Below are 18,943 nucleotides of genomic sequence, written 5' to 3'. Positions count from 1 at the left end.
GACGCGATGCCATTAAATACTATAAACATCAAAACGCACCGTTTTCCCACCGATCGCTGATGTGGGGTTTAAAAGAGGCGCCAGGGATTGAGGCCACTTCACTACGACCTGTTTTTTTACCTTTGTTCGTGCAAGCTGTAGCAATTCAAATATCTTATCATCCCTTTTGATGAGCCTTTGCAAAGCTTGCATATCTTTCTTTACAAGAGCCGTCTTTTGCCGTTCGGGATGCATGGGATCAATATAAATGATGTCAGGGTAATCCGTTGCAGACAAATTTACTAGGTAATCGAAGGCATCTGTTTCATACAATTTGAGATTCATTTTTTCTTTAGAGTATTCATCACGACGCATCAAGGCATCAGCTAGCAGAGCAGCCATGATTGGCTCTCTTTCCAACATGATCACTTCAGCACCAAAACTCGCAAGCACAGCGGCGTCACGACCCCAACCTGCTGTAACATCAATAATTTGCAAACCAGGTTTTGGCTTGCACGCTCTTATCAAACCTTGTTTTTTCCCTGCATCCCGACGCTTTTGCCAATTTGTGCTTGAGAAATCAGCATATAGAGGAGTGAAATGCTCTATCTTCAAAGCAAGCTTATCAGCCATAACCAATAATCTTGCCTTAGCCTCATTATCCACCTTTAGATGCAAAGACGCGGCAAGCTGCTCTGCACACTCACGTTGCTCCTCATTCTCATAACCAATCGCTATTTCTTCAATCATTTTGGGTTAGCAAAAAATCGACGCACTCGCGAAGTGAATGGAAAATAGGGATATAGGAATATTGTTGCAAACCCACCCGATCGGTCATCGGAGAAAGAATGATCATAGGAATTGCTCCCGCGGCAAGAGCTGCCTGGATATCAGAAACCCTATCTCCAATGAAAGGGACGTGGGTAAGAGAACAACCAAGACGCCGTGCTAGAGCTTGTAACATGCCAGGCTGCGGTTTACGGCAAAGACAACCTGCATCAGGCATATGAATACAGTATTCGATTGCTTCAATTTCTCCACCCGCGGTACGAACATCATGAAGAAGCTTATCATGAATCGCTGCAAGCTCAATCTCATCATAAAGACCTCGCGAAACACCAGATTGATTGGTAGCAACGCCGATACGATAACCAGCTTTTGTAAGCTGCACAATCGCCTCAATGCTGCCTGGTAAAAATACAAATTCATCAACTGATTTAATATAATGCAGTGAATCCTGATTGATGACACCATCTCTATCTAACAGGATTATCTTGCTCATTGGTGAAGCTGCAATAAAGAAATGTCAGCAACTCCTTGCAACAAACCTTGCAACCGCGATAGAAGTTGCAGGCGATTCTTTCTGACGGCCTCCTCTTCAACCATCACCATCACATGCTCAAAAAAAGCATCCACAGGTTCTCGCAAACTAGCAAGCTGAGTAAGAATGGTCTTATAATCAGCAGCTTCATAAAGAGGCTTAAGTACTTGCTCCATGCTATGAAGGTGGGCAAATAAGGCTTTTTCCGCACCCTCCTCTAATAAATTCTCATTGATATCTTCCCTAGCAAGGTGCTCTGCTGCCTGTGCTTGTTGTAATATATTATTCACGCGTTTACAGGCCGCAGCCAGAATATTGGCTTCAGGTAATGTTGTAAATTCTCCCAGCGCTTGGATGCGTTTGTCAAAATCATAAAACCAATCATCTTGTCGACCACGAACAGCATGGAATAAATCGATGCTATACCCTTGACCATGATAATGAGACTGCAGGCGTTCGAGAATAAATGGTTTTAACTCATGAACAGCATCATTATTTGCTGGTAACTGCTCGCCATAAATCTGAAGTGTCTTCATGATCAATGTGGATAATTCTAATTTGGCAGACGTTGCAATCAGTAAACGCGCTACAGCTAAAGCATGTCGTCTTAATTTAAACGGATCTTTATCACCTGATGGCTTTTGACCGATGGCAAAGATACCCACCAACGTATCAAGTCTGTCCGCCAAGGAAAGAGCAAGACCTAGTGGAGAAGATGGTAATTCATCTGCAGCAAAGCGCGGCATATACTGCTCTTTCAATGCAGTGGCAACATCTAGAGCTTCGCCGTCATGTCGAGCATAATAATATCCCATTACACCTTGTAGTTCAGGAAACTCTCCGACCATCCCTGTCATCAGGTCACATTTAGACAATTCGGCAGCGCGGATTGCTTTTTCTTCAGAGAGGTTAAGAGGCACGCTTAACTTTTTCATTAGCGCTTTGACGCGTTCAGCCTTAGCGCGTAAGGTACCAAGTTTGGCCTGAAAGATTGCCTTTTCCGTGGCAGCAAGATGATGACTTAAGGGCTGCTTCTTATCTTGATGGAAGAAGAAAGCTGCGTCGCTTAAACGGGCACGCATCACCTTCTCATTCCCCAACACGACTTGTTGTGGATTTGAGCTGCATATATTAGCAACCGTAATAAAATGAGGCAGTAAATTACCTGATTTGTCTTGTAAAGCGAAACATTTTTGATGTGTTTGCATCGAAGCAATCAAAGCCTCCGCGGGTACTTGTAAAAATTCTTTTTCAAAATTCGCAATCAGTGCCTGTGGCCACTCGACAATGGAGGTTACTTCGTCAAGTAAATCTTCTGGCATAACGACTTGAGCATCATGTTGATTGGCAATTTGCTTGACCTGTTCAACGATCAATTTACGACGGGCGGCAAAATCAGCAATAACAAAAGCATCCCGCAACAACGATTCATACGTTTGGGGTTTTGTGATTTCTACCGGCTGTTGATGATGAAAGCGATGACCAGAACTAAATCGTCCTGTCTGAATACCCATAATTTGTGCAGGAATGACTTGATCAGCAAGCAACATGACTGCCCAATGTATTGGACGAGCAAACTCATCATCTCCCTCTCCCCAGCGCATGGGTTTTGCAATGGGTAGCTTCAGCAATGTTTCCTGAATCAGAGTAGGCATTAATTCTTTTGTTTTAGCTCCCTGAACCCGAGTTTCATAAGTAACCCATTCGCCTTTATCAGTTTTACAGGTAGAAAGGGACGCGACATCAACGCCACATGATTTTGCAAAACCCAACAAAGCAGGAGTTGGCTGACCATTAGCATCATAAGCTGCCGCTAAGGCAGGACCCCGTTTACTTATTATTTGACTTGGCTGTTCTTCGGCAAGATCAACGATTAAAACAGCCAATCGTCTTGGTGTTGCAAAAGATTTTACTTGCCCATAACGGATTTGAGCCTTATCCAGGGCAGATAAAAGATTAGCAGTTAATGCTTCTGTTAAAGGCCAAACAGAACCGGAAGGTAGCTCTTCACAGCCTAATTCAAAAAGAAAATCATTGGTCATTACACACCTTTTGCATGGGAAAACCTAGTGCCTCGCGCGCATCATAATAAGCCTGCGCCACCGCTCTTGATAAATGACGTACTCGTAAGATATATCTTTGACGCTCAGTTACGGAAACGGCTCGTCTAGCGTCCAACAAGTTAAACGTATGAGACGCTTTCATCACCATTTCATAAGCAGGCAAAGGAAGATTCAAAGCAATCAGTTTCTGGGCTTCTGCCTCATAGTAGTCAAACTGTTTAAATAAGGCATCGACATTCGCGTGCTCAAAATTGTAAGCAGACATTTCCACTTCATTTTGATGGAACACATCACCATACGTTACGATGCCAAAAGCAGTTTTACTCCAAGGAAGGTCAAACAGATTATCAACACCAAGTACAAACATGGCGATACGCTCAAGACCATAGGTCAATTCACCTGTGACCGGCTTGCAAACTAAACCACCGACCTGTTGAAAATAGGTAAATTGTGAAATTTCCATGCCATTTTGCCACACTTCCCAACCCAACCCCCAGGCACCCAAGGTGGGTGATTCCCAGTTATCTTCAACAAAACGGATATCATCAGCAAGGGGATCTACGCCTAAAGCACGCAATGAGTCGAGATATTTTTCTTGAATATCCAGGGGAGATGGCTTTAAAACAACTTGAAATTGATAATAATGCTGAACACGATTCGGATTTTCACCATAACGGCCATCAGCAGGACGGCGAGAAGGTTGCACGTAAGCTGCTGACCAAGACTCTGGACCTATCGCGCGTAAAAAAGTAGCCGGATGGAATGTACCTGCACCCACCTCCATATCTAGCGGTTGCAACATCACGCAGCCTTGATCAGCCCAAAATCGCTGTAATGTTAAAATGATATCTTGAAATGTGCTAGGCTTTGTCATTTTATGTCTCGATACAACTAGATGGCAGATGGTAACACTCTTACAAAGAGGTTGTCATCTCGAATGGAGTGAGGGAGTGCAATTGAAAGCGTAGGTTAATTCTTAGGCCGACTTCCCGCGGCTTGACCGCGGGATCCAGGAATCTATCAGCATCGCTGGATTCCGCGGTCAAGCCGCGGAACGTCGACCTACTTTCAATCACCCATAGAGAGAGCTCCGCAAGATTCAGGAGATCCTTCGCTTCGCTCAAGACGACATTTCTTAGGCACTAACCGTTATTACTTGCTGCCTTTTTAATAAGTTCCTGTAAAGATTCTTCGCTGGCTGCACCGGGAATAAAGGCTGGCGTGCTGCTTTCTTTCAATTGGCCACCACCCGGTGTTGCTGCAACGATAAGCGCAGGCGTACCCATTAAATGCAGCTTTTCAGCGAGCTGACGATTAGCATCTAAAGCATCTGTCACTGTTTTGCTTTCCATGTCGGCTTTCAATTTCGTCATATTCAAACCAAGCGCTTTAGCGGTATCCATAACAATTTCATCATTCAAACGCTTGTCTTGTTTGATCAGAGCATCATGCATTGCCTGATATTTTCCTTGCATGGCTGCAGCCAATGCCACTCGAGAAGCCGTATCGGAACTTTTACCAAATATCGGGAACTCTTTGTAGACTACTCTTAGATTATTGTCTTTTTTGATTAACTCACTAATCACAGGAGCCATCTTTTTGCAATGGATGCACTGGTAATCAAAAAATTCAACTAACGTCACATTGCCCTTTGGATTGCCAACAACGGTTAAATTATCATTTAGTAATTGATTGGCATTTTCTTTGATGGCTGCTTGTGCCATTTGCTGCATTTCTTGCTGTTGTTTTTGTTGGAGCGCTTGTGAAGCTTCTAACAGAACTTCAGGATGACTGACTAAATAATCATGAATGATTTTTTCTATTTCTTGCTTTTGTGCTGGTGTCATCGTATTAGATGGATCTGCTGCCATAGCGAATGGTGATGCCATGGCTGTTGCCAGGAAACCAGCAGTTAGTAAACTTGTAAATTTCACACCCTTCCCCTTGTTTAAATTAACTAGCAAATTAAGCGAAACATTGATGAGATTTTTCGCCAACAGAAACGTAGCACCAGCTTAAGTTAAATTCAACATTTATTACTCGATCTTTAAGTTTTTTAATTTGACAAATCAAAAAACCGAATTACCGTGGTCAAGCCACGGTAATTCGACGTTCGATCGAGTATAGTAAGCAATCCTCAAAAAGCTGCATAATCCTCAAGAGTCAAATTCGCATAAGCCAAGACTAACCATTTGGCACCGTGCTCAGCAAATCTAACTTGCACGCGCGTATGAGCACCACTTCCCTCAACAGCCAGTAATACACCTTGACCAAACTTAGCATGACTTACATTTTGTCCCAGTTTTAACCCAGCCTCTTGTGCTGCAGTTGTGGATATATTTTTAGCAGACAAGGGGGTTTGCAAGCGCGATTTAACTCGTACTTCTTCCAGCAACGCTTCTGGTAATTCACGGACAAAACGAGAGCGACGATGGTATTCCTCACGCCCGTATTGGCGGCGAACTTCAGCATAAGACAAAATCAGCTTTTCCATTGCCCGTGTCATACCGACATAGCAGAGTCTACGTTCTTCTTCTAAACGACCAGGTTCCTCAAGGCTTTGCTTACTGGGAAAAACCCCTTCTTCCATACCAACTAAAAACACAAGAGGGAACTCTAATCCTTTTGCCGCATGCAAAGTCATAAGATGCACAGACCGCTCCTGTTCTTCGGCCTGCATCTCACCAGCTTCTAAAGAAGCGTGAGCAAGAAAGGCAACAAGCAAAGGAAGCTCTTCTTCAACCTCTTGTTCGTAGCGGAATTGCTTTGCTGCATTAATCAATTCTTGCAAGTTGTCTAGGCGAGATTCGGCTTTTTCTCCCTTAATTTTTGCAAAATGTGCATACAAGCCGCTGCCTTCAATGACAATGTTGATTTGTTCATCCAATTCCTTGTGCGCGATTTGCTTTTGTAATTTTTCGATGAGCTCAATAAATTTAGTCAATGAGGAAGCAGCTCTTTGGGGTAAACTCTGCGCTTGCAAAACGGTGTTAGCAGCTTGCCATAAGGAAACCTCATTGATCTTGGCAAGTTGTCGCAATTCTTCCAAAGTTTTTTCGCCAATTCCCCGGGTAGGGAAATTAATGATACGTTCAAAAGCCGTGTCATCATAGGGATTAGCAAGCAAACGCAAATATGCCAACGTGTCTTTAATTTCTGCACGTTCAAAGAAACGAACGCCACCGTAAATCCGGTAAGCTATCCCTGCTCGTAACAAAGATTCTTCTATCACACGAGATTGAGCATTAGAGCGATAAAGGACAGCAATATCATCAGCGTTGCGACCATTATTCATTTCCATCACAATTCGTTCACTGATAAAACGGGCCTCATCCAATTCATTAAATGCGGTATAAACCATAATTTTTTCGCCAGGGACTCCTGCTGTCCACAAATTTTTGCCCATGCGCGAATGATTATTATTTATTAAGGCATTAGCAGCATCAAGAATGGTGGATGTTGAGCGATAATTTTGTTCCAAGCGCACAATTTGAGTATTGATAAAATCTCTAGGAAACTGCTGAATATTTTCAACTTTCGCTCCACGCCAACCGTAAATGGATTGATCATCATCTCCTACTGCCATAACTGAAGCTTGACCACCAGCAAGCAAACGTATCCAGGCATATTGAATGGTATTGGTATCTTGAAATTCATCAACCAAAATAGCCTGAAAACGATGCCGATAATGAGCCAAAATATCAGGGTTATCACGCAATAATTCATGTGTACGCAATAACAATTCTGCAAAATCAATGACACCAGCCATTTGACAAGCCTGTTCATAGGCTTTATAGATTTGTACTAAAGTCCGCGTTGGACCATAGGGCAGAATATGAACATGATCAGGCCTTAAACCTTCATCCTTATTGCCATTAATAAACGCCTGTGCTTGCTTAACTGGCCACTGATCTTCATCAAGATTTAAAGCCACCATAACACGTTTGAGAACTCTAGCTTGGTCCTCACTATCGAGAATATGAAACTGCTCAGGTAAGTTAGCATCCTTATAGTGACGACGTAAAAGACGATGACATAGGCTATGGAACGTTCCTACCCACAAGCCCATTAGAGGTGTATCAAGCATGGCATTTAGCCGGGTTTTCATTTCACCAGCCGCTTTATTGGTAAAAGTTACAGCTAAGATAGAATGAGGTGGGATATGTTCTTTCTCAATAAGCCATGCAATACGACTGACCAACACACGCGTCTTACCGCTACCCGCCCCCGCCAAAACCAGAGTATTGCCTAAAGGTGCGGTTACCGCCTCTTGTTGTTTCTCATTTAATCCTGCAAGCAACGCTGTCATTACCTTAAAAATCCGTAAACTGATAACTATAGTACATTATCGTAGATTTAGTGCTTAAAGACAAAAAATTTACTCATCATCCAGCTTTATCGCCGTCATTTCCGGGTTGATTGGACGTTGCTTTCCCCTCATCCGCCGCACTAAGCGCGTCGGCCTCTCCCAAGGAGAGAGGCATTTTTTCCCGCTATCTTTTGTACGGGTATCAATCAAAGCATCCTTTCAATATACTCACTGGCAGTATAAGATTGTAAGAAAAAATTTAAGGCATGCCATGCATTCCCTTTATCCTGCCATTAAACCGTATAAACGCCATGAGTTGCCCGTGAGTAAGCCTCATGTTCTTTATATTGAAGAAACGGGTAACCCGAAAGGCAAACCTGTCATCGTTTTACATCCGGGGCCTGGTGCCGGTGGCAATGCTTATTTACGTCGTTTTTTTGACCCACAAGTATATCGCATCATTCTTTTTGACCAACGCGGATGTGGGCTCTCAACGCCTCATGCGGAATTGGCAAAAAATACCACACAAGATTTACTTGATGATATTGAAGCGATTCGTGATTATTTAGGTATCACTCGATTTGTATTATTTGGAGGCGGTTGGGGTTCTCTCTTGGCCTTGCTTTATGCACAAATGTTCCCACGGCAAGTCGGCGCTTTGTTATTACATCAAATTTTTTTAGGTCGACAGAAAGATATCGATTGGTTTTATAAATCGGGGGCCAATCTGATTTTTCCCGATTACTGGCAAGATTTTATCAGCATTGTACCTTCGGATGAACAAAAGCAAATCACTAAATATTATGCGGATTGTCTGCAAGGAAACAACGAATTAGCCCGTATGGCTGCTGCCAAACACTGGGCTTTGTGGCAAGCACGTTGTAGCAGTTTGCATCCGCATTTAAGTGTCATTGATCAATACAGCGTTCCTCATTTTGCCTTGGCATTGGCAACGCTGGAATCACATTATATCAATAATCATTATTTCATTGCGGACGATCAAGTTATGAAAAACGTGAATCATATCAGGCACTTGCCTACATATCTTATTCACGGCCGCTATGATATGATTTGTCCTCTTGCTGGTGCCTGGGATCTACATCAAGCATTACCTGCCTCTACTCTAAGAATTGTGCGCGATGCTGCTCACTCAGAACGAGAAGCTGGGATAATTGATGCCTTGGTTACTGCAAGTAAAGAAATTGCCTGTCAGGATTTAGATGTATGTTAGCCGTATTACAACGCGTTCGCGAAGCTCATGTTGAAGTAAAGGATGAAACCATCGGCGCCATTGCCCAAGGGTTATTGATTCTTTGTGGTTTTGAAGCCAAAGACAACCAAGAAACGCTCACGCGCATGCTGGATAGGTGTTTGAATTATCGGATTTTTAGCGATAAACAAGACAAAATGAACCTGAGTATTCGTGATATTAATGGCGGTTTATTATTGGTGCCACAGTTTACTTTAGTAGCAGACACAAAAAAAGGATTACGTCCTAGTTTCTCTTCTGCAGCCCCACCCTCAATAGGTCAAGCGTTATTTGAGCAATTACTAAAATTAGCCCGAGAAAAATATACTAATGTGGCAAGTGGAGAATTCGGCGCTAACATGCAAGTCCATCTTTGTAATGACGGACCAGTAACGTTTATCCTGCAGTTTTAAAACAACAGAATTTTACAAATCAAAAGAACCGAATTACCGTGGCTTGACCACGGTAATTCGATGTTCTAAAAAGCCAAGTAACAAAATTTGAAGATGGAGCACATGGTTTCCAATGCTTATAAACTCGTGTAACATCAATTAATGCAGTAAAATTTAAAAATAAAAATCATGCGTTTAATCGTGCCCTCTACTATTTTAGCTAGTTGTTTCATGCTTTCCGCCTGCATACATAAAGGTTCGAATCCCGTCGATCCTTATGAGCCATTTAATCGCAAGATTTACAATTTTAACATGGCTGTTGACGCTACCATGTTAAAGCCTCCTGCAAGACTCTACAAAGCAATGATACCCGCACGGGTAAGAAAAAGTATTAATAATGCTTATAATAATGTTGCAATGCTGCCTACCGTTGCCAATGATGTTTTACAAGCCGATTGGCGCTATGCCATCAAAGACAGTTGGCGTTTCGTGATCAATTCCACGTTTGGTGTAGCAGGCTTCTTTGATATTGCTGACAGTCACTTTGGCCTTCCTCCACACTATAATGATATGGGTTTAACCTTTGCCAAATGGGGAGACAAAAAATCTCCATATATCGTTCTGCCATTATTAGGACCAAGCACGATTCGTGATGGCATGGGTCTATTATTCGATTACACGGTATTAAGTCCATATGCGTACATAGACAATGCTGGTGTTGTCTGGGGATTAGCTGTATTAAGATACGTTGATCTTCGCTCACAAATGTTTGAAACCGAAGCATTGATGGATCAAGCTCTGGATAAATACGCCTTTATTCGTGACGCTTATTTGCAACATCGAAATTTCCGCATCACAGGAGAACAGGAAACAGGCTCTTTATATATTGATGACGATGATGACGCTGAAATGGGTGTTTACATTGATGACAACCCTAGCTCTGGCGAGATATCTGAATTAAAAACCAATCACAAAAATGCTGCACATAGCCCTGTATCAACCTGAAATTCCTCCTAATACGGGTAACATCATCCGCTTATGCGCTAATAGTGGCGCACAACTGCATCTTATTCATCCGTTAGGTTTTGCTTTAGATGATAAGCGCATGCGCCGAGCAGGACTCGATTACCATGAGTGGGCAAATGTGATTCATTATGAAAATGAACAAGACTTCATTAACAAAAATCAGCAAAAGAGGATTTTTGCCTGCTCGACAAAAGGCCAAAAGAGCTATCATGAAATGACTTATCAAGACAATGATTTGTTCCTCTTTGGCCCTGAGACAAGAGGATTACCTGCTCCTCTTCTAAACCATTTTACAGCGATTCGCATTCCAATGCGTCCTCACAGTCGAAGCTTGAATTTATCCAATGCGGTGGCAATTATCCTTTTTGAAGCCTGGCGTCAATTGCAGTTTATAGGAAGTTAGAGTAGTACTCAAATCCATAGCTTATAAAGAGTATCTTAAGATTTCTAATTTTTTATAGATAATCATACAGTTTCTTATGATTAATTTTCCCGCTGTTCGTCACAGGCATTTTATCAATAAAATAAATTTTTGCGGGTATTTTATATTGAGCAATTTGCCCCAGTAAAAATGAATTTAATTCTTCTCTTGTTAATTGTTTATCATTTTTTATGACCACAAAAGCAACCGGTACTTCACCTTCCTTATCATCAGGCACACCGATCACTGCGGCTACACTAACAGCTGGATGGTTATAAATTGCTGCCTCAACCTCTCCTGGCATAATGTTGGATGTATTGCGAATAATAATGTTTTTAATACGACCCGTGTAATAGAAATCACCTTGTTCATCCTGGATTGCACAATCGCCGGTTTTAAACCAACCTTTTGCGAAAGCTTGTCGGGTTGCCTTAGGATTATCCCAATAACTATGCATCACCATATCACCTTTGACTTGGATTTCTCCCATTTCACCACAACGCACTTCTTCTCCAGTTGAGTTAACAAGACGTAATTTTACGCCTGCTATCGGTTTGCCAATACAGGCTTTGGGGATTAAGTCAGGATTTCTGCAAATGGTTAACCAGATGGCCTCTGTCATCCCATAACCCACTTGAATAGGTTTGCCAGCGCAGGCTAAAAATTTATTTTGTACTGCAGCAGGCAGCGTATCTCCCCCGGTATATATTCCGCGAAATGACTTAAAGGTTCCTGCACTGCAACGTCCAGAATCTAACAACTTTATAAATGTATCAATATGATGAACGGCAAGCGTAGGTTTTTCGCACATTACAGTCGCAAGATACCAATCAACATCAAAGCCATCATTTACCAGGGCTGTTCCTCCTCGTGATAATGTGGAGAATGTTTCAATAAATCCGCTAACATGACATTGCGGCTCACAAATTATCAGTTTATCTTCAGTCGTAATGTTCTCTAAAGCTAAAGACGTTGAATCAAGCATGGCTTCAATGGAAGAGAGTGTGTGGACCACTCCTTTGGGTTGCCCGGTCGAGCCAGATGTATAAAAAATAACTGCAGGTTCTTCATAGAATAAGGGTTGTTTTTTCAAATTCGCTGGTTCACTTAACAATGCATTAAAAGGTAAATACGGATGATTCTGACTTTCACCTACCACAAAAATTTTCTTAATTCCCGTTGATGGTAAATTTATTTTTTCTAGCAAAAATAGTTTTTCTGCTTCGATAATTAAATAAATTGGTTGAGCATCTTGTAACACCCTTTCAAATTCAGGTGGGGCATAGCGGCGATTTACAGGCATAGCGACACAACCTGATTTAAAGCAAGCAAGATAAGTAGCTATGATTTCAAGACCATTTGGCAGCATAAATGCGATGCGATTTCCAGAGAGTGCTGCATTTAGAAAGTGAGTTGCAATATGATCTACTGCATCAAACAATTTTTCATAAGATATAGAGTTACCTGCAATGGTCATAGAACATTTTTTCTTGAATCTGGTCTCTGAAAAAATAAGCTGCTCTATTCTTTTTTCAGCCATTGTGGTCTCCTGGCAGTTGAATTCGTTACTTTATATTATGGATCACGCGATGCTTAGTATAGGTTTTCGTTTAGAACGACGTTAGCTTGTCTGTTCACAATTTTTGCGACTTATAATAAGGAACGTCGCTAACCTCCATCGGTAGTGGATTCATCTCTGGAATTTAGGTATCTTGCTCTTAGAAATCTCATGCACAAGGACATGCAATGCTAAAACCAAGAGAGGTCATCACTGCAGAAGACGCAAAACGAATTGTTGAGGAACGCAACCTTAGCCATATTAAAGTTGGAATTTTTGATATCGATGGAGTGATGCTTGGTAAGTATATGAGCCGGAGCAAATTCTTCTCGGCCCTAGACCATGGCTTTGCTTTTTGTGATGTCATTTTGGGTTGGGACTCTAAAGATAAACTCTATGACAATGGCAAGTACACAGGGTGGCATACAGGTTATCCGGATGCACCGGTGCGCATTTTGCCGCAAAGCTGCCGCGAGTTGATTTTTGAAGATAATCAACTCTTATTCATGGCGGAATTTTCTGGTACCGCCGAAGCCCTATGTCCTCGAGCTTGCCTTCGCCGAGTGGTTGAAAAAGCCGCTGATATGGGATTTGACACCTATGCCGCCCTTGAATACGAGTTTTTTATGTTTGACGAAACGCCTGATAGCGTGCGTGCCAAGGGATTTCGCAACTTAAAGCCCTTTACCCCAGATTTCTTCGGTTATTCTATCATTCGTAATACTGTACATGCCGATTTATACCATCAGATACTCAATATGAGTGAAGTCATGGACTTTCCTATCGAGGGTTTACATCCTGAAACAGGACCTGGCGTTATTGAAGCAGCCATTGCAGTGGACAACTGTGAGGCTGCTGGAGATAAAGCAGCGTTGTTTAAAACCTTCATGAAAATCTTAGCGCAACGCAACAACATGATGGCAACATTTATGGCCAAGTGGTCACCCCATTATCCAGGGCAGAGTGGACATATTCACCTCTCTTTACATCATAAAAATGGCTCAGGTTCAGCCTTTTATGATCCATCGATGACTCACAACATGAGCAAAATCCAACGTCATTTTCTTGCTGGGCAACAAAAGTTGATGCCCGAATTCCTGGCAATGGTCTCACCTACAGTGAATAGTTACACACGGTTGATTCCCGGTTTCTGGGCTCCCACAGACGCTACATGGGGTGTAGAAAATCGCACAACAGCATTACGTGTCATTCCTGGCAGTGATAAATCTCAGCGGATTGAATATCGTCTGGGCTCTGCCGATTCTAATCCCTATTTAGCACTAGCAGCAGCACTAGGATCAGGCTTGTATGGCATTGAACAGGAGCTAGAACCAGGCCCACAGATTAAAGGCAACTCTTACGAACAATACCACGATGAAGAACTGGCTTTGCCACGTACCCTATGGGAAGCATCTCAGCGTTTGAAAAACTCAAAAATAGCTCGCGCCTTATTTGGTGAAACATTTGTCGATCATTTCGTCGCCACTCGCGAGTGGGAAGAACGAGAGTTCCGACGCCATATTACTGACTGGGAATTGGATCGTTATTTTGAAATTATTTAACTCGATGGGATTCTAAAATGAATGACAAATTAAGAAGCTATTCCCCCATTGATAACTCCCTTTATGTGGAACGTCCATGGGCCACGCAAGCAGAGATTCAAGCAGCGCTGACAAAAGCCCGAATAGCACAAAGACGATGGCGAGGCACTTCCTTCCCTGAGCGCGAAAAATTCTGTACAGCCGCCATTGATGCCCTAGTGGCTAACAAAGAAGTCATTGCCCAAGAAATATGCTGGCAAATGGGACGCCCCATCCGTTATACACCAGGAGAAATCAGCGGTTTGGAGGAGCGTGCACGCTATATGATTGCGACCGCCAGAAATGCTCTCAAATCTCTCAGCTTGCCTGAAAAGGCAGGGTTTTTACGTTATATCAAACACGAGCCGCTAGGGGTGACCCTGGTTATCGCCCCTTGGAATTACCCTTATCTTACAGCAGTCAATGCCATCATCCCTGCCATCATGGCTGGAAATGTTGTACTACTTAAGCATTCTACGCAAACGCCATTAGTCGCAGAACGTTTTGCGCAAGCATTTGCATTGGCTGAATTGCCGGAAGGGGTTTTCCAGTACCTTCATTTGACCCATGCCGACACTGAAAAGATCATCCAATCGCCACAAATTAACCACGTAGCTTTCACAGGGTCAGTCGGTGGTGGTGAAATGGTAGAACGTGCAGCAGTTGGACGTTTTCTCCATATTGGCTTAGAGTTAGGTGGCAAAGATCCAGCTTATGTGCGAGCAGATGCTGATATTGATCATGCGGTGGAAACAGTCATTGATGGCGCTTTTTTCAATTCGGGTCAATCCTGTTGTGGTATAGAGCGTATCTATGTCCATCAGGATATCTATCAAACGTTTCTGAACAAAGCAGTCGCTCTAGTTAGCAGGTACAAACTCGGTCGCCCTGATGATCCTGAGACAACACTAGGCCCTCTCGTTCGTGCTTCTGCTGCAGAATTTGTACGAGAGCAAATTAAAGAAGCAGTAGCTCAAGGAGCTGTAGCGCATATTGAGAGCCAAGATTTTCCTATGGATAGACCCGGTTCAGCTTATCTTGCCCCACAAATTTTGACGCAAGTAAATCATCAGATGCGCGTCATGACTGAGGAATCTTTTGGTCCAGTAGTAGGTATTATGGCCGTCGCTAATGATGACGAAGCTGTTACACTCATGAATGACAGTGCGTATGGTCTGACTGCCGCTGTTTTTACCAAAGACATTGATGCAGGGATAACCATTGGTGAGCAACTAGATACGGGTACCTTTTTTATTAATCGCTGTGATTACCTTGATCCTGCGCTAGCTTGGACCGGTGTAAAAAATTCTGGACGAGGCTGCACATTGTCTTCCCTTGGCTATGAATCGCTTACGCGACCCAAATCTTTTCATATAAGAACTGTTGTAGAAAGGAGTTTCGCATGAGGGCTAACTGGAACTATCCCACATCAATACGCGTTGGTGCAGGACGCGTTAGCGAACTTGCTGATGCTTGCATTACATTAAATTTGCGATCTCCTCTATTGGTTACCGACCCTATGTTAGCCGAATTGCCGATGATTGCTGATGTTTTGCAACATTGCCACGACAAAGAGCTGCGCATTGCTTTATTCAGCCAAATTAAGGCTAATCCCACCGGCGAGAACGTGATGGAAGGAGTCGCTACTTACCATGCTGGTAAACATGATGGGATCATTGCTTTTGGTGGTGGCTCTGCCTTGGATGCTGCAAAAGCCATCGCGCTAATGGTTGGACAGAGTCTCCCTCTATGGGATTTTGAAGACATTGGTGACAATTGGAAACGAGTCAATTCTGCCGGCATAGCACCGGTTATCGCCTTGCCTACTACTGCAGGAACTGGTTCTGAAGTAGGTCGCGCATCAGTAATTACCAATACGCAAGAGCAAGTCAAAACGATCATTTTTCATCCCAAAATGCTTCCTCTCATTGTGATTCTTGATCCTGAATTGACGGTGAAACTACCGCCAGCTATCACCGCAGCCACAGGTATGGATGCCTTATCGCACTGCTTGGAAGCTTATTGCGCCCCTAATTACCACCCTATAGCAGAGGGCATTGCACTTGAAGGGATGAGATTAATAAAAGAGTATTTGCCGCGCGCGATGCAAGATGGACAAGACCTTGAAGCCCGAACGCATATGCTTGTGGCCTCAACCATGGGTGCCACAGCTTTTCAACGCGGGCTAGGAGCAATGCACGCCCTTGCACATCCCTTGGGGGCCATCTACGATGCTCATCATGGTCGCTTAAATGCGATTCTGATGCCTTATGTACTGCAAGCTAATCGTGCGGCTATTGAACACAAAATTTCACGACTGACAGCTTATTTACAACTTTCCAATGGCTTTAATGGCTTTCTCGATTGGATATTGCAGCTGCGTTGGGATTTGGGCATCGAGCACTCTTTAATTGAGATTGGCATTGATGATTCTCAAGCAGAACGGGTAGCAAAAATGGCTACGCAAGATCCCTCATCATCGAGTAATCCTATTATCTTCAATAAGCTACAATATAAAGAAATTCTCATCGCTGCGATACATGGGAGATTTCGATGAACATCGGCATATTACAATGTGATGAGATACATGAAAAATTCATCCCCGAACATGGTCGGTATCAGGACATGTTTGCTAAATTGTTTCATGAGATCGATCGCAGTTTAACATTCGTAGTCTATGATGCGAAACATGGCGAATTGCCTTCTCATACAGATGAAGCGGATGCTTATCTGATTACTGGCAGTCGTCACGGTGTGAACGATGATTTTCCATGGATTACAAACCTGGAGGAATTTATCCGCCAACTTCATCAGGTGCAAAAAAAAGTGATCGGTGTTTGTTTTGGTCATCAATTGATTGCCAAAGCCTTGGGAGGCAAAGTGATTAAATCCCCTAATGGGTGGGGGATAGGGATGTCGATAAACAAAATCATTCAAAAAAAGAATTGGATGATCCCAGCACAAGATAATCTCAATTTGCTGGTAAGTCATCAGGATCAAGTTATAGAACCACCGAAAGAAGCAGAAATATTGGCCCAAAGTGATTTCTGCCCGTTTTATATGATGCAAATCAATGAAAATCTCTTCACCATACAGGGCCATCCGGAATATAGTAAAGCCTATACTCAAGCAATCATTGAAGATCGTAAAATCATTCTGGGTGAAGAACGATCAGAGCAAGGCCTAACTTCACTACAACTGGATGAGCATAATCACTTGATTGCCAAGTGGATGGTCAATTTTTTGTATGGCTGAAGAACATCAACAACCAACAGTATTATACGTAAACATTAAAGTGAAATATTGTCCCAATATATTGATAATTGGACAGTTATTTAATACACTGATTGCCATTTTAGGAAGTAGTCTGAGAGCAGTATGCGCCCCGTCAATAATGTCATTTATAATCAAGCCAATATCAGCTCATGGAACGATGACTTACCTGGTCTTCATGAACAAATCGGTTCAGCTAGACAATCTATTGCAGAACAAAGAGAACACCTAATTCCTCTAGATAACAAGTTGCAGAGTCTAAATATCCAGATCAGTTCATTGCAATCACAAATTGCTATCGCGCAAAGTGCACAAGCTACTCATTACCATTATTATCATCGTAATCATTATCATAGTCACAACCATCATCACCATGATCCAGGCATTCTTCACACGATTTCGGATACACTAGCTACGGTCAATATAATCAGCTTAAACACTCAATTAAATAGCTTAATCTCGGAACGCTACTCTTTAGAGAGGCAAAGAGAGCCTTATCTTCGCAACGTTAGCCAATTAGAAGAGAAAATTAGCATTGCGCAAGCACGCATTCAATGGATCGAAAAGCATGTGAAGGAGGGTCGACAATTCTTACAAACATTAGCAGACGATCCGTCTCATTTACTCACTCAGCTTAAAAACAAACTGGTAAACTGCTTTACAGATTTCGAGCAAAATCATCCCGCAGGACTTTCACCTCAAGTGCGCTTTTGCCTATTGAATTTGCAACATAGGTTACAAGACTTGTTCACTCCTATTGCAACTTATGGGATGGTTGATCCGCAATATCAGTTGCCAACTATTTCGCAATCCTTTTTTGACCGCATCTGCTATCTTCGACTATGTGCTTTTATTTTGGACATTTATCAACGAGTAAACGAAGAAGGAAAAGATGAACAATTTATTGATTTATTGATAGATCTTGTTAATTCGACTCATATTGACAAAAATAAAGATTTACCAGATCACTTGCAAACAGGAAAAGCAGCGTATATTCATTACCTTGACGTAAAAACAACCAGTCAATATTTATGTGACTTGACAGAGCAACAACTGGAAGAATATGAGGCCCAGATTTTTAATTTAGCAGTTACTAACTTGAAACGCTCTATGCATCGTGCAAATACTGTTGAAGTTCATATAGAGAACGCGCTCCATTTAATGGAGTTAGAAATTGCAACAAAGCTGGATCAACATAAGTTGGTAGATTATCATTTTTATACTCAAGTTCTTTATGATTTTGATAAAATAGTTAAAAGAACCGCATATCCTAATTTAATCAACCATTTGGGAACACTTGCTGACCATGCTTCAGGCACGCCTTCTCTAGGTAGAAAATTTGTAGGCACATTATTGGTTATTGCTGGCTTATTGATTATTGGTGCTAGCATAGCAGGTTTAGCTGCCACTTTCGGCAGCAGTTCCTTTTTTAGCGCTTATGGGGTAGCATTTGGGTTATCTCTGCTTCAGTTTGAGATATCTTTTGGTGCTTTATTCACTTTCTCAGCGATAGCTGGGAGCAGTTTGACATTTTTTGGTAGTAACACCTTTAAAAGTGGAATGCGCCAAAGCTTATCTCTAGAACTCACGCAAATCCAGGAGGACTGTCGAAGCCTTGAGAATTCAAGTTATTTTCTACCAGAACCTTCTGCTCCTCCCATGTATTAGACCTCTTTCCAAACTTACTGAGGAGAGCGAAGTGTGAGGAGACGCTGAGCGGAAAAATCGGAGTGTACACGCCAGTACATGAGGATCATGTATAGTCTTTATTA

Annotated in this window: 16 protein-coding genes; 9 read left to right on the top strand and 7 right to left on the bottom strand. The window is 42.4% G+C overall.

All coding sequences use genetic code 11. From position 1 onward, the window contains the following. Nucleotides 1-12: 12 nt before the first annotated feature. From CKV79_RS03550 to uvrD, 6 genes are all read right to left on the bottom strand, one after another. Entirely contained in the window at nt 13-729 is a 717-nt protein-coding gene (locus tag CKV79_RS03550; protein WP_028374006.1) for a class I SAM-dependent methyltransferase, read from the bottom strand. Beyond that, entirely contained in the window at nt 722-1,261 is a 540-nt protein-coding gene (gene gmhB, locus CKV79_RS03545) for a D-glycero-beta-D-manno-heptose 1,7-bisphosphate 7-phosphatase (RefSeq protein ID WP_028374005.1), read from the bottom strand. The genes CKV79_RS03550 and gmhB overlap by 8 nt, the downstream gene beginning before the upstream one ends. Further along, complete coding sequence (gene glyS / locus CKV79_RS03540; protein WP_028374004.1) at nt 1,258-3,342, bottom strand: glycine--tRNA ligase subunit beta; 2,085 nt, start codon at nt 3,340-3,342, stop codon at nt 1,258-1,260. The genes gmhB and glyS overlap by 4 nt, the downstream gene beginning before the upstream one ends. Next, complete coding sequence (gene glyQ, locus CKV79_RS03535) at nt 3,332-4,237, bottom strand: glycine--tRNA ligase subunit alpha (protein WP_028374003.1); 906 nt, start codon at nt 4,235-4,237, stop codon at nt 3,332-3,334. The genes glyS and glyQ overlap by 11 nt, the downstream gene beginning before the upstream one ends. Before the next feature lie 268 nt (nt 4,238-4,505). Next, nucleotides 4,506-5,297 carry a DsbA family protein gene (locus CKV79_RS03530; RefSeq protein ID WP_028374002.1) on the bottom strand — a complete coding sequence of 264 codons (792 nt, stop codon included), beginning with the start codon at nt 5,295-5,297 and terminating at the stop codon, nt 4,506-4,508. 203 nt (nt 5,298-5,500) lie between these two features. Continuing rightward, on the bottom strand, nt 5,501-7,672 hold the full coding sequence (uvrD, locus tag CKV79_RS03525) for a DNA helicase II (protein ID WP_035916002.1): 2,172 nt from the start codon (nt 7,670-7,672) through the stop codon (nt 5,501-5,503). Nucleotides 7,673-7,943: 271 nt separating this feature from the next. Between uvrD and pip the strand changes: the two genes are divergently transcribed. From pip to trmL, 4 genes are all read left to right on the top strand, one after another. Further along, complete coding sequence (pip, locus tag CKV79_RS03520) at nt 7,944-8,903, top strand: prolyl aminopeptidase (RefSeq protein WP_028374000.1); 960 nt, start codon at nt 7,944-7,946, stop codon at nt 8,901-8,903. Next, on the top strand, nt 8,897-9,334 hold the full coding sequence (gene dtd / locus CKV79_RS03515) for a D-aminoacyl-tRNA deacylase (protein ID WP_028373999.1): 438 nt from the start codon (nt 8,897-8,899) through the stop codon (nt 9,332-9,334). The genes pip and dtd overlap by 7 nt, the downstream gene beginning before the upstream one ends. A 168-nt stretch (nt 9,335-9,502) precedes the next feature. Further along, nucleotides 9,503-10,318 (top strand): MlaA family lipoprotein, encoded by an 816-nt coding sequence (locus CKV79_RS03510; protein ID WP_051546236.1) that lies wholly within the window; start codon nt 9,503-9,505, stop codon nt 10,316-10,318. Continuing rightward, nucleotides 10,290-10,742 (top strand): tRNA (uridine(34)/cytosine(34)/5-carboxymethylaminomethyluridine(34)-2'-O)-methyltransferase TrmL, encoded by a 453-nt coding sequence (trmL, locus tag CKV79_RS03505; protein WP_028373998.1) that lies wholly within the window; start codon nt 10,290-10,292, stop codon nt 10,740-10,742. Before CKV79_RS03510 ends, trmL begins: the two co-directional genes overlap by 29 nt. Nucleotides 10,743-10,794: 52 nt before the next feature. Here the strand turns inward: trmL and CKV79_RS03500 are convergent, their stop codons facing one another. After that, nucleotides 10,795-12,300: a class I adenylate-forming enzyme family protein gene (locus CKV79_RS03500; protein ID WP_028373997.1), complete on the bottom strand. Its 1,506-nt coding sequence runs from the start codon at nt 12,298-12,300 to the stop codon at nt 10,795-10,797. 206 nt (nt 12,301-12,506) lie between these two features. Here CKV79_RS03500 and CKV79_RS03495 point away from each other — a divergent pair, with 206 nt between their 5' ends. The 5 genes from CKV79_RS03495 to CKV79_RS03475 all read left to right on the top strand — a co-directional run bounded on the left by CKV79_RS03495 (nt 12,507) and on the right by CKV79_RS03475 (nt 18,839). Then, entirely contained in the window at nt 12,507-13,880 is a 1,374-nt protein-coding gene (locus CKV79_RS03495) for a glutamine synthetase family protein (RefSeq protein WP_028373996.1), read from the top strand. Between the two features lie 17 nt (nt 13,881-13,897). Beyond that, a complete protein-coding gene (locus CKV79_RS03490; RefSeq protein ID WP_028373995.1) occupies nt 13,898-15,304 on the top strand; it encodes an aldehyde dehydrogenase family protein in 1,407 nt (468 codons plus the stop codon). Beyond that, complete coding sequence (locus CKV79_RS03485; RefSeq protein ID WP_028373994.1) at nt 15,301-16,455, top strand: iron-containing alcohol dehydrogenase; 1,155 nt, start codon at nt 15,301-15,303, stop codon at nt 16,453-16,455. Before CKV79_RS03490 ends, CKV79_RS03485 begins: the two co-directional genes overlap by 4 nt. Further along, nucleotides 16,452-17,153, top strand: a complete 702-nt coding sequence (locus CKV79_RS03480; protein WP_028373993.1) for a glutamine amidotransferase-related protein — start codon at nt 16,452-16,454, stop codon at nt 17,151-17,153. Before CKV79_RS03485 ends, CKV79_RS03480 begins: the two co-directional genes overlap by 4 nt. A gap of 123 nt (nt 17,154-17,276) precedes the next feature. Further along, nucleotides 17,277-18,839, top strand: coding sequence for a hypothetical protein (locus CKV79_RS03475; protein ID WP_028373992.1), 1,563 nt, complete (start codon nt 17,277-17,279; stop codon nt 18,837-18,839). Nucleotides 18,840-18,943 lie beyond the last annotated feature (104 nt).

The organism is Legionella lansingensis, from assembly GCF_900187355.1.
Classification (GTDB): Bacteria; Pseudomonadota; Gammaproteobacteria; order Legionellales; family Legionellaceae; genus Tatlockia; species Tatlockia lansingensis.
Note: the sequence above shows the minus strand (reverse complement) of the source record. Positions and strands in the feature narration are given on the sequence as shown.

Excerpts from the sequence above, each read along its gene's own strand:
- CKV79_RS03550 (WP_028374006.1), bottom strand. The coding sequence starts at position 729 with ATGATTGAAGAAATAGCGATTGGTTATGAGAATGAGGAGCAACGTGAG.
- gmhB (WP_028374005.1), bottom strand. The coding sequence starts at position 1,261 with ATGAGCAAGATAATCCTGTTAGATAGAGATGGTGTCATCAATCAGGAT.
- glyS (WP_028374004.1), bottom strand. The coding sequence starts at position 3,342 with ATGACCAATGATTTTCTTTTTGAATTAGGCTGTGAAGAGCTACCTTCC.
- glyQ (WP_028374003.1), bottom strand. The coding sequence starts at position 4,237 with ATGACAAAGCCTAGCACATTTCAAGATATCATTTTAACATTACAGCGA.
- uvrD (WP_035916002.1), bottom strand. The coding sequence starts at position 7,672 with ATGACAGCGTTGCTTGCAGGATTAAATGAGAAACAACAAGAGGCGGTA.
- pip (WP_028374000.1), top strand. The coding sequence starts at position 7,944 with ATGCATTCCCTTTATCCTGCCATTAAACCGTATAAACGCCATGAGTTG.
- dtd (WP_028373999.1), top strand. The coding sequence starts at position 8,897 with ATGTTAGCCGTATTACAACGCGTTCGCGAAGCTCATGTTGAAGTAAAG.
- CKV79_RS03510 (WP_051546236.1), top strand. The coding sequence starts at position 9,503 with ATGCGTTTAATCGTGCCCTCTACTATTTTAGCTAGTTGTTTCATGCTT.
- trmL (WP_028373998.1), top strand. The coding sequence starts at position 10,290 with ATGCTGCACATAGCCCTGTATCAACCTGAAATTCCTCCTAATACGGGT.
- CKV79_RS03500 (WP_028373997.1), bottom strand. The coding sequence starts at position 12,300 with ATGGCTGAAAAAAGAATAGAGCAGCTTATTTTTTCAGAGACCAGATTC.
- CKV79_RS03495 (WP_028373996.1), top strand. The coding sequence starts at position 12,507 with ATGCTAAAACCAAGAGAGGTCATCACTGCAGAAGACGCAAAACGAATT.
- CKV79_RS03490 (WP_028373995.1), top strand. The coding sequence starts at position 13,898 with ATGAATGACAAATTAAGAAGCTATTCCCCCATTGATAACTCCCTTTAT.
- CKV79_RS03485 (WP_028373994.1), top strand. The coding sequence starts at position 15,301 with ATGAGGGCTAACTGGAACTATCCCACATCAATACGCGTTGGTGCAGGA.
- CKV79_RS03480 (WP_028373993.1), top strand. The coding sequence starts at position 16,452 with ATGAACATCGGCATATTACAATGTGATGAGATACATGAAAAATTCATC.
- CKV79_RS03475 (WP_028373992.1), top strand. The coding sequence starts at position 17,277 with ATGCGCCCCGTCAATAATGTCATTTATAATCAAGCCAATATCAGCTCA.